Annotated in this window: 10 protein-coding genes; 3 read left to right on the forward strand and 7 right to left on the reverse strand. The window is 43.6% G+C overall.

Annotated features, from left to right (window positions below; translation table 11 throughout):
* Positions 1-9 precede the first annotated feature (9 nt).
* Entirely contained in the window at positions 10-3,951 is a 3,942-nt protein-coding gene (locus CAL7507_RS06745; RefSeq protein ID WP_015127698.1) for a CHAT domain-containing protein, read from the reverse strand.
* A gap of 232 nt (positions 3,952-4,183) precedes the next feature.
* Entirely contained in the window at positions 4,184-4,879 is a 696-nt protein-coding gene (locus CAL7507_RS06750) for a hypothetical protein (RefSeq protein ID WP_015127699.1), read from the reverse strand.
* 409 nt (positions 4,880-5,288) lie between these two features.
* Between CAL7507_RS06750 and dnaX the strand changes: the two genes are divergently transcribed.
* Positions 5,289-8,561: a DNA polymerase III subunit gamma/tau gene (gene dnaX, locus CAL7507_RS06755; protein WP_015127700.1), complete on the forward strand. Its 3,273-nt coding sequence runs from the start codon at positions 5,289-5,291 to the stop codon at positions 8,559-8,561.
* Between the two features lie 99 nt (positions 8,562-8,660).
* Positions 8,661-9,464: a C2HC-type zinc finger protein gene (locus CAL7507_RS06760; protein WP_015127701.1), complete on the forward strand. Its 804-nt coding sequence runs from the start codon at positions 8,661-8,663 to the stop codon at positions 9,462-9,464.
* Positions 9,465-9,483: 19 nt separating this feature from the next.
* On the opposite strand, the gene CAL7507_RS06765 is transcribed toward CAL7507_RS06760, so the two are convergent.
* The 5 genes from CAL7507_RS06765 to CAL7507_RS06785 form a co-directional block, all read right to left on the reverse strand.
* Positions 9,484-9,771 (reverse strand): type II toxin-antitoxin system RelE/ParE family toxin, encoded by a 288-nt coding sequence (locus tag CAL7507_RS06765; RefSeq protein WP_015127702.1) that lies wholly within the window; start codon positions 9,769-9,771, stop codon positions 9,484-9,486.
* Positions 9,768-10,034, reverse strand: a complete 267-nt coding sequence (locus CAL7507_RS06770) for a CopG family ribbon-helix-helix protein (RefSeq protein ID WP_042341225.1) — start codon at positions 10,032-10,034, stop codon at positions 9,768-9,770. The genes CAL7507_RS06765 and CAL7507_RS06770 overlap by 4 nt, the downstream gene beginning before the upstream one ends.
* Before the next feature lie 84 nt (positions 10,035-10,118).
* Complete coding sequence (locus CAL7507_RS06775; RefSeq protein ID WP_015127704.1) at positions 10,119-11,540, reverse strand: glycosyltransferase family 2 protein; 1,422 nt, start codon at positions 11,538-11,540, stop codon at positions 10,119-10,121.
* Positions 11,541-12,032: 492 nt separating this feature from the next.
* Positions 12,033-12,323 (reverse strand): HigA family addiction module antitoxin, encoded by a 291-nt coding sequence (locus CAL7507_RS06780; protein WP_015127705.1) that lies wholly within the window; start codon positions 12,321-12,323, stop codon positions 12,033-12,035.
* A gap of 10 nt (positions 12,324-12,333) precedes the next feature.
* Positions 12,334-12,612, reverse strand: a complete 279-nt coding sequence (locus tag CAL7507_RS06785; RefSeq protein WP_015127706.1) for a type II toxin-antitoxin system RelE/ParE family toxin — start codon at positions 12,610-12,612, stop codon at positions 12,334-12,336.
* A gap of 231 nt (positions 12,613-12,843) precedes the next feature.
* Here CAL7507_RS06785 and ebsA point away from each other — a divergent pair, with 231 nt between their 5' ends.
* On the forward strand, positions 12,844-13,218 hold the full coding sequence (ebsA, locus tag CAL7507_RS06790) for a type IV pilus biogenesis protein EbsA (protein WP_015127707.1): 375 nt from the start codon (positions 12,844-12,846) through the stop codon (positions 13,216-13,218).
* Positions 13,219-13,361: the final 143 nt, after the last annotated feature.

Raw genomic sequence — 13,361 nt, forward strand, 5'->3', positions numbered from 1 at the left:
ACCGTTATACTACTTACCTGCAATGATGAATGCTGCCCAGTAGTAAGGATGACTATAAAGCTTTTGATTAGGTGGCATTTTACTGCTTCTATATAGTTGCGTTGCTACATAAGCTCTAATTCTTAACTCATCTGCATCAAGATGATTTAGTAAATCTTCATACCATTTTGTGAGTTCTACAGCAGTGAGTTCCTTCAGCCATGTGGTGGCTTCAGCTAGTGCTGTCGCTGCTGATTTATCGGGCTGCAGTCGGCGATAAAATTCGATCATTACCAAGGCATTAGCAAATGATTCTACAGTCCAAAGAGTACTCACTACGTGGGAGACTCCCCTAGTCAACAAGCCAGTGACTATACTTACATATTCGCTGTTGACATTGTGGTTGCTATTGCTGGTAATTTCACAAGCCGGAAGGGTAGCTAGGTGATAACTGACTAAAGTTTGTTGGCAGATTTCTTCGAGGCTGAGTTTATCTTCATCTGCTAATAATAATTGTGATTTTTTTGGTTCACTATAATTGTTAATTACATGACCCATGAAATGTAAAATATGATAATTATCAAACAAGGCATTTTCTACAATATTTTTGTTAGCCTGTGAACCTAAGATACTCTGAGAATTAGTAAACATTTGGCTCACAATTTCAGATTGAAGTTTAGCAAATTTCAGTGGAGGATAGTTGGCGCTGTGAGGATATTCAATATTGAGCAATAATTGCTGCTGTTTATGCCATTCTGGCTCGGTTTTGAGCGTGAGTGCGACTTGGACACTTGGCAAATAGGTAAAAGTGAAATTTGACTCGTATGGTAACTCTCCATAAGAAGAGTAAGAAGAGAGTTGAAACAGCGTATGCAGAGGTACTCTGTGTAACTCGCGGTGGGGAATTAACACCAGTTGGGTAATACCTTCTAGTTCTTGTTCAATTGTGGCAATGTTGAGAATATCTTTTAGCTGTAATAGTTTTTGTTCCATATCCACTCGCCAGGAGTGGTGAATGTTGTTTTGTTTGTCTTGGGATTGGTTGCCATATTCTTGATATTGTTGATGCCAATCTTCTAACCAATCTTCAAATGCAATTAAGCGTCTCACTGCTTCGGGTAGAGGCAATTCTTGGGGACGCATGGGGGCTTTTCCTAAGTGTATAGCGCCGACATCTTGGATGGGTGTAAATAACAGAATGGGTGAAGGAGTGCCATCTTTAAGAATGAATGTGTGTAGAGCAGTTGGGCTAATATGCCAATAAATAATTGCTGTTGTGGGATTGAGTAGCTCTTGCACTGATTCAAAGTTGGGTGAGTAGATTTCTTCATGCCAACCAAAAAGTAGCCAGGTTATACAAGCATTTTTGCCTTGTTCGGCAATTTCCCAAGCTTCTACTAAGTCACCGTAGTCTACGGCTAAATCAACTGCCAATTGCCCAAAACCGGCACATTTGAGAGCCAGTTGTTTTTTACTGTCGTCTGTGCGAGTTGGTTCACCCAGCAATTGTTGTAATAATTCGATGCCATATTGCTGTAGTTCTTGTGCTTGTGGGGTTTGTCCCAAACCTAGATGCACTTTAATCAGAGATTGCAAGACTTCCAGATGCAACAGGGGAAAGTCTTCTCTAGTGATGGTTAATAGTGCTTGATTGTATTCGGCTAAAGCTTTTTGCCAGTCGTTGCGGGATGTGGGATATTTTCTACCCCGATCGCAGTAAGTATTGGCGATCGCTAAATGTAATCTACCCCAACCTTCAGGGTGGGTATCTGGGCGGACATGTTTTAAACCTTCTTCATAGCTAGCGATTTTGCCTGCATAGCCACTCAGTTTTAAGGCGGGATTTGTGGCGGTGACGGTGGTTAATAAACTAGAGAGGTCATCTGTATGCACTAAATTACCGGCGGCGGTCCCCCGACCGATCCAGGCTTCCCAATAGTCCAGTTTGATTTGCAACGCCCTGTCGTAGGAGGCGATCGCTTCGGCAAATCTGCCTAAATAAAATAACGCTACTGCTTGGTTATACCATGCCAAGTGAAAGTCAGGTTTGATGGCGATCGCTTTACGGTAGGAATCAATCGCTTCTTCCCGCTGTCCTAAGTTATCTAAGGCTATACCCCGGTTGTACCAAGCTAAATAGAAATCGGCTTGAATGGAGAGTGCATGATCCCAGGATGCGATCGCTTCTGACCAACGTTTTAAATTAAATAGTACTACGCCTCGATCAATCCAAACTTCGTGGTAATCGGGTTGGATTTCTAAGGCTTTGTCATAAGAAGCGATCGCCTCTTCGTGTTGCTCACTGACAGCTAGTGCTATACCCCGGTAATACCAATTTTCTTGGTCTTCTGGTTGCAAGACTAAGGCTTGGTCATAAGCAGCAATTGCTTCCCATAATTGCCCTAATTTTAGGAGCGCTAAACCCTTGCTAGCCCAAGATTCTGAGGAGTCAGGCTTGATGATAATGGCTTGTTCAAAGGAGGCGATCGCTGCCTCAAATTGCCCTAATTCACCGAGGATACCACCCCGGTTATACCAAGCTTTGTAGAAATCTGGTTTCAGTGCCACGGCTTGGTCATAAGAGGCGATCGCTTCGGTAAATTGTTCTAAATGGAATAGTGTCAAGCCTCGGTTAAACCAGTATTCATCAGAGTGCGGTTTAAGTTCGATGGCTTGATCGTAAAAGGCGATCGCCCCTAATAAATCTCCACTTCTGGCTTGCTGGAGTCCTTGATAAAATAATGATTGCGCCCGATCAGTCTGATGTTGAACAATGACTGTCGGGCTACTGCGATGAACTGCTAATTCCGTTGCCAGTTCTTGGACTAAATTAGTACTTTGATCTAATCTCACCAACAACTCATCCAAAGTCCCCGCTACCTTTGGCTCCAATTGCTCCAAAGATGCGTCCCATGTCGCGGCTACGGGGGGTGTGAGGGAATTTTCGGGGGGGATGGTGTAAGAGTCGTCAGGTTCCCTTAATAGGTCGAATAAATGGGCGATCGCATCATCATTTTCTTCCTCTACGGGGGGAGTATGTGAATTTGCCAGTGTTGTGGTTTCTAACTCTTCCTCTGGTGCTGCGGGTATGGTGTAGTCGTCAGCCGCGTCAGGTTCCCTTAATAAATCGAATAAATGAGCGATCGCATCATCATCTTCTTCTGCGGGGAGAGTATGTGAATCTGTCAGCGCTGCAGTTTCTAACTCTTCCTCCGGTGCAGGTGGTATGGCATAGTAGTCAGCTGATTCTGCTTCCGGTTCCCTGAATAGATCGAATAAATTAGCGATCGCATCTTCTTCAGAGGGGATGAGGTGAGCCTCTGGCGTTGTATTCACCTCAGCAGGTTCCTCTTCATAATCCGACAACGTGCCTAGATTACCCGTCCATGTCTCCTCAACAGCAGCGAGTTTGGGCACTGATGGGATAATTTCAGCATCTTGCTCCTCATAATCCCATAACCGTTCACCCAAATTACGAATTAATTCTTGTCCGGGAGTGTTATGCAGGCTTTCGTCTGAAGCTGTAATTTCCACTTCAATCTGCTCCGGCTCATTTTCTTGATATTGTGTTGCGAGGTTCCGCGTTAACAACCTGATGCCAATATCATAAGAAAGTTCTCCGACTCTACCGACACCCAGTTCACCTAGTTGTACCATCCGCGTGGCTAACAAATGATTTGGCGCAGGTGAAGTTAACAATTTTTCGCCAAATATCCGCAACCAATCGATCCAGCGCTTTTCAGTGATGCGATTTTCCATCCGTTGCAGATACCTCAACGCCCACTGTTTACCTCGCGCTTGATGCACACCTTCTAGCAGCTCATTAAACAAAAGCTCTAGATCTGCATTGCTGAGTTCAGGTAGCGAATCTACCACCTTACCTCTCCTTGCAGCATAGAGAGCATAGGCCTGCTGACTACCAAAGAATCGCTGTAACCATTTTTTAAGCCACCGAAATAGGCGCCTGAGCATCTGCTAAACTCTCGGATTTTGTTTCTACTAGATTGTAGCGATCGTTGTGTTAAAAAAATCATGAATTACGTAAAAACCCGCTAAGTGTTTCGTCATTCCTTCAAAAAACTCAACATTGGGGATTGGGAACTGCGGACTGGGGATTGCACTTCGACTACGCTCAGTGAGCAGAGACTGGGGATTGGGGATTGGGGATTTTTATGTTTTTGAGTTTTAATTCAGACTTCAGACTTCAGACTTCATCCTTCAGACTTTCTTCTGTGGTTGATTCGTTAGCGGCATAAAATTGATTAATCAATGCTTGGACAATAACTTCTGGATCATTAGTATCTAATGCCAACTGTTCAGCCATTTGCTGGCATAAACTCTCATCCTGCTGGAGCATCACAAACAAATCTTCCAAACTAACCGTTTGGTAATCTCCTTCTGGAGAATTTTCTTCGCCATCTGTTTCCTCAGCAACTGAGAAGCCTTCTTGGGGTAGAAAAGTTTCACCAACAGCATCCGGCCCTTCATACTCCCATACAGCTTCCCCTTGATTGCGTGTCAACAGTTGCATCCCGATTTCATAAGCCGTATCTCCGACTTCGCCAACACCCAAATCACCGAGTTGCACCAAGCGCGCTGCTAATTCGTTATTAGGTGCTGGTGATGCTAATAATCTTTCACCCAAGCGCCGCAACCACTCTACCCAGCGTTCTGTGGAGATACGATGTTCAATATTATGCAGCCATTTTTGTGCCCATGCTTGTCCCCGTACTTGATGTACTCCTTCTAAAAGTTCATTGAAAAGAAATTCCAGATCTGTATCGCTTAGTGGTGGCGCTGGTTCTCTTTGCACATCTCTCTTAACCTGTGAAGCATTTGGCTTTCCACCAAACAAGCGTTGAAAAAAACTCTTGAGCCATTGAACTAGCCGCCTGAACATCTGCAGCACCATTGAGTATTAGTTACCCTAAGATTGTAGCGATCGCACTGTACCATAGCATCAAAAAGAGGAAAAGGAGCAGGGAGCAGGGGGAAAACCCCATAAATGAAGAGTGCTGAGTTCCGAGTGCTGAGTGCTGAGTTAAAAAGACCACCCACGTCCCTTGCGCGTCTCCGACAGGAGAGGGGTGGGGTATCAACCAACTCCTGTATTAAAAGATTCCGCTTAACATCGGGCGGGGCATTTACCAAGTGCAAAAGTACTGAGTACCCGTTAATTTACTCAGCACTCAGGACTCAGCACTCAGTACTGAGTATGGTAAATTTTCTTCCCCATCTCCCCCACTGCCTGAGCGGGGCTGAGTGGTTTACAATAATTAAGTCTCAAACTCAATTGGGTGATGCAATCAATGTCTTACGAACCCCTGCACCACAAGTATCGCCCAAAGAGTTTTGCTGAACTGGTGGGTCAAGAGGCGATCGCCACTACCCTCACCAACGCCATTCGATCAGCTAAAATAGCCCCTGCTTATTTATTTACTGGCCCCAGGGGTACGGGGAAAACTTCTAGCGCCCGCATTCTCGCTAAATCTCTCAATTGTCTGCAAAGTGACAAGCCAACTGCTGAACCCTGTGGTATTTGTGATGTTTGTCAGGGGATCACTAAAGGCTATTCCTTAGATGTCATTGAAATCGATGCCGCCAGTAACACTGGGGTTGATAATATTCGTGAAGTGATTGAAAAGGCGCAGTTTGCCCCTGTGCAGTGTCGCTACAAGGTTTATGTGATCGACGAATGCCTGACAGGAGATTCTCTAGTTTTAACCGATCAAGGACTTGTGAGAATTGACGATCCCAATATTAAAGGCAAGAAAGTCCTTAGTTACAATGACTCGTCAGGAAAGTGGGAATTTAAGCAAGTTGTACGCTGGCTGGATCAAGGAGAACGTCAAACGTTAATCATCAAAACGACTCATGGAGAAATCAGATGTACTGGCAATCATTTAATTAGGACAGATCGGGGATGGGTAGCAGCAAAGGACGTAAAAGAAGGAGCGAAGATACTATCTCCTGTGAATGTGGATGCGGCGACCTTATTTACAAATTTGGTACGGATGGACGCATCCGCCGCTTTGCTCCAGGACACCAGTTCAAAGGAAATACCTACGGTCAAAAATCGTACAACTTGGAATCTATTCTTCAACAAGCTGAATTACTCCGTCCCTTATGTGAGTGTGGCTGTAGAGAAAAGCTTGATGTTCCAGGCTTTTTACAAACAAAAGGCAGAGGAATTAAAAGCATACAGTCCCATTGGGAAAGACACCCCTACAAAAAAGGACACGGAATTTGGGAAAAGCGTACAGAAAAATTCGTTTCCAGTGCTGAAGTTCTCCAACCAGAAACACTGGGACTTATCTACGGAACTTTACTCGGAGATTGTTCCATCAGTTATCCCAACAAATACAGCAGATTCCCAAGATTGGCTTGGACACACACCCAAAATCAGCAAGAATGGTCGGATTACAAAGCATCTGTCCTTCAAAAACTGCGCCCAAAGCAGAGACTTGTCCCTAACAAGGGATACGGTAATACCTCAATTACCTGTAACACAGGTTGTCATCCCCAACTCAAAGATATTTTTGACATCGTTAAACCGAATGGGGACGGAAAAATCGTTTCTAAATCGTGGCTTAGTAGAATTACCACAGAAGGCCTGGCTTGGTGGTACATGGATGATGGCTCACTCAGCCTTAGTCCACAAGGAAGTCCACAAATTCAGTTGCATACAGAAGGATTTTCTGCCCAAGAAAATCAAATTATTGCCAGTTGGCTTACAGAAATGGGATACCCAGCTGCAACCAAGTTTTACACAAGAAGCAGCACAGGTAGAAAATACTACTACATTTGGATGGGCGCAAGCACCAGTAGAAAATGGCTGGCTGATATCCAACAGTATTCCATCCCCACAATGGAATACAAATTTGGTAATGGTCGAATCTGTTCACCTCGCTGGGGTTGAGCGAGTCTATGATATTGAAGTTGAAGACAATCATAATTTTGTGGCAAATGGGCTGTTGGTTCATAATTGCCATATGCTCAGTACCCAGGCATTCAATGCGCTACTAAAGACACTAGAAGAACCACCGAGACATGTGGTTTTTGTCCTGGCGACAACTGACCCCCAGCGAGTGTTACCGACAATTATTTCTCGCTGTCAGCGGTTCGATTTTAGACGCATTAACTTAGAGGCGATGGTGAAACATTTGAGTGCGATCGCCCAAAAGGAAAATATTCATATCTCTGCTGAGGCAGTGACGTTAATCGCCCAAATTTCTCAGGGAGGATTGCGCGATGCCGAAAGTCTCCTAGATCAATTAGCACTGTTGTCGGGTGAGATAGTCCCAGACAGAGTTTGGGATTTAGTTGGTTCCGTCAGCGAACGGGACTTACTGGCGCTTTTAAATGCGATCGCTCAAGATCATCCAGAAGCCGTTCTAGATTGTACTCGCACCATCCTTGATCGCGGACGGGAACCCCTAACTATTCTGCAAAATCTTGCCGCCTCTTACCGCGATTTACTCATTGCCAAAACAGCACCTAATCGCCACGATTTGGTTGCTTGTACTCAACAAACTTGGCAAGCACTGGTTGATTTTGCCCACAAATTAGATATAAGTACAATTTTGGTGGGACAGAAACACTTACGAGAAGCCGAACTGCAAATTAAAAACACCACCCAGCCGCGTCTGTGGTTGGAGGTGACATTACTCGGATTGTTACCTAGCGCCAATTCTTCACCCACAGCAACAAGCGTTGCACCTAGAGTTAGCACACCCACTGTCTCGCCAAACTATCCTCCAATATCCAGCCATCAACCTTTAACTGCACCACCACCAGTTTCTCAACCCGCAAATAACGGTTATTCTGGTAGCTCAGTCTCATCACCTCCAGTTTCTCAGCCTGCAAATAACGCTGATTTTAGTAACTCAATCTCATCACCTCCCCCAGAAAACCGATCTGCACCTCAAGCACTTCCTGAAGAAACGCCATTAGTAGCACCTGTACAACCAATCACTCCAGCCACCCAGGAAGTTAATGAAGGAACACAATATGATGTAACTCAGATTTGGCAGCAAGTACTTAGCAATATTCAGCAGGCTTCAAAAAGAGAGTTGCTGCGGCAGATGTGTCATCTGATCGAGTTCAATGGTGCTTCTGCTCGGATGAGCGTCAAATCTTCACCTTGGTATAAAAAACTTCAATCTGATCTGCCAATGATTGCAGTGGCTTTCCAGCAGACTTTTCAACGTGAAGTCAAGGTAAGTTTGGAAATAGGAACTGGCTCAACTTCTACTGCAGCTAAAAAAGAACCTCCTCCACAAAAGCCACCGCCTCCTAGTTACAATACCCAAACACCACCTCCAGCACCAACGCCACAGCCACTAACCACAAAAACCGAGTCTGTTGTGATGAACACAGGCTCAGTGCAGACTCTTCCACCATCACCACCACCCCAAGCACCTCTAGCAAGCTGGGAACATGATGAAGTCACAAACGCCGCTCAACGTCTCGCACAATTTTTTGATGGACAAGTTATTCGCCTGTCAGATGATGGCGTAGATTTATCTGAGCCGATAAATTCATCTGAGTTGATATATGAAGCAGATATTGATGATGATTGACCGAAGAAAGGCAGAGTCCAATTATTTTTTATTCCTGTATTGAAGCATAAAAAAGTACTTTGTTATAATAAGTGAATATTCGCAAAAATTACAGGTTGTATGTGTAATGCGTGGAATCACTCACCTTTGTGTAATTGTGGCTGGGGAGGAGTTGATTACGGGACTCAGGGCTATGGAAACTTGCTCTCACTTAGCCTTGAAAATGTAATAAATTGCAGCCGTAATTCAAATATTCTAAAAGATGAGGAAGCAAAAACATTTCCAGTTTCTTGTCCGTGGTGTGGAACAATAGTTTTCTATCATACCAACGGATTTGGTGATTCGGTTTACTTTGATAGCTTAGGCTATCCTTGGCAAATCCACGAATGTTTTAAGAGGTATTGGGAAAATAAGAAAGCTTTATTAAAAACAAATTTAAACTCGCCTGAAATCAATCATGATTCTGGCTTTTTTGGTATGACAGTCAATCAGCAGAAACGATTAATACTGGTAGGGGCTGCTCGTAAAATTCCAAATGTGATAGTAGGAGAATTTCTCATTTATAGAATGACAGAAGAATCCCTAGCAAAACAGATGACAATTTCTATGCAACATTTAAGAAATATTTATGGACACTTATATATTACGGAAACTGCTGGAATAAAGATTTTGTCAGATGAAGAATTAGAGCCTATAGTAAAATCGAAAGTTAAACCCAATACAATTATTAATCAGCAACGAGTCGTTTCTCTAGTAAGATCAGAAGTTAAACCCAATACAATTACTAATCAGCAACAAGTTGTTCCTATTAAATCTAATCAAAAAAATAAGCGTATTCCGTGTCCATATTGTAAACGTAACATTAGAAGCGACCGATTAAAAAAACACATCAAAAATAAGTGTGTAGTAAAAAATAGTCGCTGAAATAAATTTCCGGAACTTTTTAGTCGGAGATGTTGATATCCCGAAATTCCTTACCATGCCATATTCGTAGCACAAAGATTACATCTTCAAGGCGTAGGTATCGAATCACATAATCACCAGCCACTAATTCCCGGACGTTTTCCAGATCCCGGAGAGAACGTCCGATATCGGGATGCAGTACCAGTTTTCCAATTGCCTGTCTCAGCCGAAGTGATATGCGTTCTGCGGCTTTTGGATTATGAACGGCAATAAACTCTCTCAACCGAATCAAATCCCTAACGGCACTTACTGAAAACTCAAGCTTCATACCAAAGGAGCCTTGGTATCAGTTGAAGTTCCCCAGGTTTCTAGCCACTGCATTACCTCTTCCCCTGAGACTATTCTACCCGCCTTGATGTCGGCGATCGCCTCTTCTGTTTCTTCCAGCATTCGCTGTTTCTGCTCCTCACGCTCAATGTACTGGCGTAAGGCATTGTTGATGATCCAACCCCTAGAACGCTGGAGACGAGTAGCGGTACTGTCCAGTTTTTCTTGCAGGTCATCATCTAGCCGAAAGCTTGTGGTACTCATACTATTGCCAAAATAATGCTTGTTAATACAATGCATTATTTCAAAATAGCTCATGATTCGTCAACAGTTATCAGTTATCAGTTATCAGTTATCAAGTTCATTGTTTACTGTTCCTGTATGCACAGTTTTCACCCACTTCAAACGCTTGGGCTGTATTGCCATGCGGAAGGTAGTGCTGCTCATGACTACAAACCAGTGGAGCATATATACAGTGCCGCGTAGTGTTTGCACTAGGAAGCGAAAATATGCAGAAATATTGAATTCCTGCTGTTGACTGATCTGCTTCAAACCCGCAAACATGCCCAGCAATGAGATCGCCACCGATAGTGTAGTGATGGGGCTGAGTATGGGCAGATGATGCCAAGCGATCGCCATTAATAAATCTGGTACTGCTGCTGTCGGTAAGATATACATAATCAGCATAAATACCAGCAAATCCCAGCTTTTGGCAGTCCCCATGCGGTTTTGGAGAATTAAATCCCCATAATCTAAGTAGCGCTGATATCCGCCTTCTGCCCAACGGTTGCGCTGATGCCAAAGGGCGATCGCTGTTGTCACCCCTTCTTCTGCTACCGCTGGCTGGAACATGCATTCAATGTCCCATTTGTCAAGATGTAAGCGGATGGTTAAATCTAAATCATCGGTGATGGTTTCTTCATTCCAGCCGCCGCAACTTTCCAAGGCTTGGCGTCGGACTAATTGACCATTTCCCCGCAGTTCGCCAATACCACTAATAGCAATGCGTTGTTGCTGTAAATAGGTATCAACGGCCATCTCTGCCATTTGTCCCTGAGTCCAAAAATTTTCTGGGGCGTTGGCTATAGCTTTTCGCATTTGCACTGCACCTACCTGTTCTTTTTGAAACACAGGTATTATCTGTTGCAAAAAGTCTGGTTTCACCTGAGCATCAGCATCAAATACAGCAATTATCTCACCCTTAGTTAGCGGCAATACCTGATTCAGCGCCCCCGACTTACCGCCAGTAGCTTGTGCTGAACGCCTTAATACCTTGAGTTGGGGGTATTCCTGAGCTAATTGAGCCAATAACTGCGGCGTGCGATCGCTGCTATGATCGTCAATGATCCAGACTTCATACTGCCCATCTGGATATTCCAAAGTGCAAAGATTTTTGACCAACCTGCCAATTACCGCTTCCTCATTTTTTGCTGCCACTAACACAGAGACAAAAGGCAAATCTCCCTCTATAAGTTTGGGATGACGAAGGGGTTTGGCAAATACCACCTTTAAAGCATGAATGCCTAAAATCGTAGTCAGTCCTAGTATGAATATTGCACCCCAAGAAACTAAATGCAGGGCGATCGTGCCACCCCAGACTAGTATCAAAACTAGAGCCGCTTTGCGTCTACGTCCTTGAAACCGGGATGATAAAAAAACAGGTTCTGCATTTACCACTGACTCTTCAGTGGCTGAAAGGTCAGACAACAGAGAGCTGAGAGGCTCAAGCTTTTTACTAGAATCGTTTTCAGGCCAGGAATTCGCTGGCATAGGCTACTTAATGGGGAATGGGGCAGTAACAGCAGGCAGTCGTTAAAAAACATCGCAATCACAACATACATTCTTTAACAGCCAGAATTTTTGGTGTTATTGCTTCTAGCTTCCACAAAAGCCAATGCAGGCCTATTGTACCCGACATTCTGCCACTTCTGAACACTAGCTTTTTACCTATAGGACTTACGCAAAAATACACGTAGTAGGGGCAATTCATGTAGACGCGAAGCGGCTTTCCCCCAGGTATTGCCCCTACCTTAAAATCAGGGTTATTGCTTGTGACAGTTGCGTAAGTCCTGGTTAAACGTTCAAAGCCCACAACCACAAAGATTGTAGGCGAGTGTGGGCTTTTAACTAGTAGTCTGTCAGGGTTGAAATGAGGGACTGTAGTGTGAGCGTCTCGCTCACGCGGGCTTTTCGGCCCGCACTACCAAAAACCCCTCAAAACAAAATTGACAAACCACTAGGTTTGTTAAGCTTTTAACCAGTCTATAGATTAATAGGAGATATATTACTTAATTTTTCAGACTCTTGTGAAGCGTTCCAAAGGTCGTATTTTAATTGTAGATTTAACCAAAGTTCTGGACTAGTTTGGAATGCTTTTCCTAACCTAAGAGCCATAATTGCGGTGACTCCAGCACGTTCATTGACAATTTCAGAGATTGTTTTACGAGACACCCCCAAAATCTCAGCTAGCTGGGTGATACTCATTTCTAAAGGTTCTAGATATTGACGCTTAATTAAAGCACCTGGATGTCTTGGTTTTCTGGTGTGTATCATGACATTTCCTCTAATGGTAATCTTCGTAATTAACAACGTAAGCATCACCGTTTTCAAATTCAAAGGTCACGCGCCAATTTCCAGATACTGATATTGACCATTCACCTTTACGATCACCTTTTAACTGGTGAAGCTTAGAGCCTGGGTATCGCATATCTTCAATATCGATCGCCGCATCAAGTCTATCAAGGATGTCTAGTAATTTTTCGGCGTGTTTGGGCTGAACACCACTTCTATCATCATCTTCAAAAAGATTCTTCAGTCCTTTATGCTTAAATGTTTTAATCAATTTTTATCGTAACCTCAAGGGTTACACTCGTCAACTGTACACATGTTACCTACTTCGCTGAATCATCACAACTAATCCAGGACTTACTCAACTGGCACATATATACTCTGTCATCGGAGTCAAGTCTCAACCTATTCCCCATTCCTCATGTGAGTATATACACATTTTTTGGGAATACTATTGACATCCATTCACATTCCTGGTGTCAACTAAATTGAGGAATCTCTAACAATGACTATTGAGCAACTCCAGCCTGCCACTCAGCAACAAGCAAGTGTTTACTTACCTTACATCCAGGGTAACAGGCGTAATTTCTTACCCTATGCCATTAGTCTTTATCAAAAAGGTGTTTTGGAAGGACATCGCAAAATAGAATCTGGTGACAATATCCCTTTTGTTGCCTCTTGGAATGTAGCTACTTTACCTTCAGATTTAACCCGTTGCCGATTACAGTTCGATGCCGAAGCTGATCTCAGCTATGAAGTCATGATGGCAAGTTTCGAGTTTATTACTTTTTTAATTGAACTTATGGAAAACTATAAGCGCTATCGCCTAACGGATTTTTCCCAAGCTTTTTATCGTAAACTGCTGCGTGTAGATGAATAAATTGCTTTAATAGTCATAATTGGGCAATTATGGCTATAGTTTGTGCTATTTACGAGAAAAAGTCCTGTTTCTAGCCCTTTATCACCTCTTGTGAATGGGACAATGACTCCTCTAGTCAAGGTTTGTAGCGGCAGCGATGGCTG

Origin of the sequence: Calothrix sp. PCC 7507 (assembly GCF_000316575.1) — a bacterium.
GTDB lineage: Bacteria > Cyanobacteriota > Cyanobacteriia > Cyanobacteriales > Nostocaceae > Fortiea.

What these genes read in the sequence shown, in the direction of transcription:
- CAL7507_RS06765 (WP_015127702.1), bottom strand. Translation starts at nt 9,771, where the DNA reads ATGAAGCTTGAGTTTTCAGTAAGTGCCGTTAGGGATTTGATTCGGTTG.
- ebsA (WP_015127707.1), top strand. Translation starts at nt 12,844, where the DNA reads ATGACTATTGAGCAACTCCAGCCTGCCACTCAGCAACAAGCAAGTGTT.
- CAL7507_RS06750 (WP_015127699.1), bottom strand. Translation starts at nt 4,879, where the DNA reads ATGTTCAGGCGGCTAGTTCAATGGCTCAAGAGTTTTTTTCAACGCTTG.
- CAL7507_RS06760 (WP_015127701.1), top strand. Translation starts at nt 8,661, where the DNA reads ATGTGTAATGCGTGGAATCACTCACCTTTGTGTAATTGTGGCTGGGGA.
- CAL7507_RS06780 (WP_015127705.1), bottom strand. Translation starts at nt 12,323, where the DNA reads ATGATACACACCAGAAAACCAAGACATCCAGGTGCTTTAATTAAGCGT.
- CAL7507_RS06775 (WP_015127704.1), bottom strand. Translation starts at nt 11,540, where the DNA reads ATGCCAGCGAATTCCTGGCCTGAAAACGATTCTAGTAAAAAGCTTGAG.
- dnaX (WP_015127700.1), top strand. Translation starts at nt 5,289, where the DNA reads ATGTCTTACGAACCCCTGCACCACAAGTATCGCCCAAAGAGTTTTGCT.
- CAL7507_RS06770 (WP_042341225.1), bottom strand. Translation starts at nt 10,034, where the DNA reads ATGAGTACCACAAGCTTTCGGCTAGATGATGACCTGCAAGAAAAACTG.
- CAL7507_RS06745 (WP_015127698.1), bottom strand. Translation starts at nt 3,951, where the DNA reads ATGCTCAGGCGCCTATTTCGGTGGCTTAAAAAATGGTTACAGCGATTC.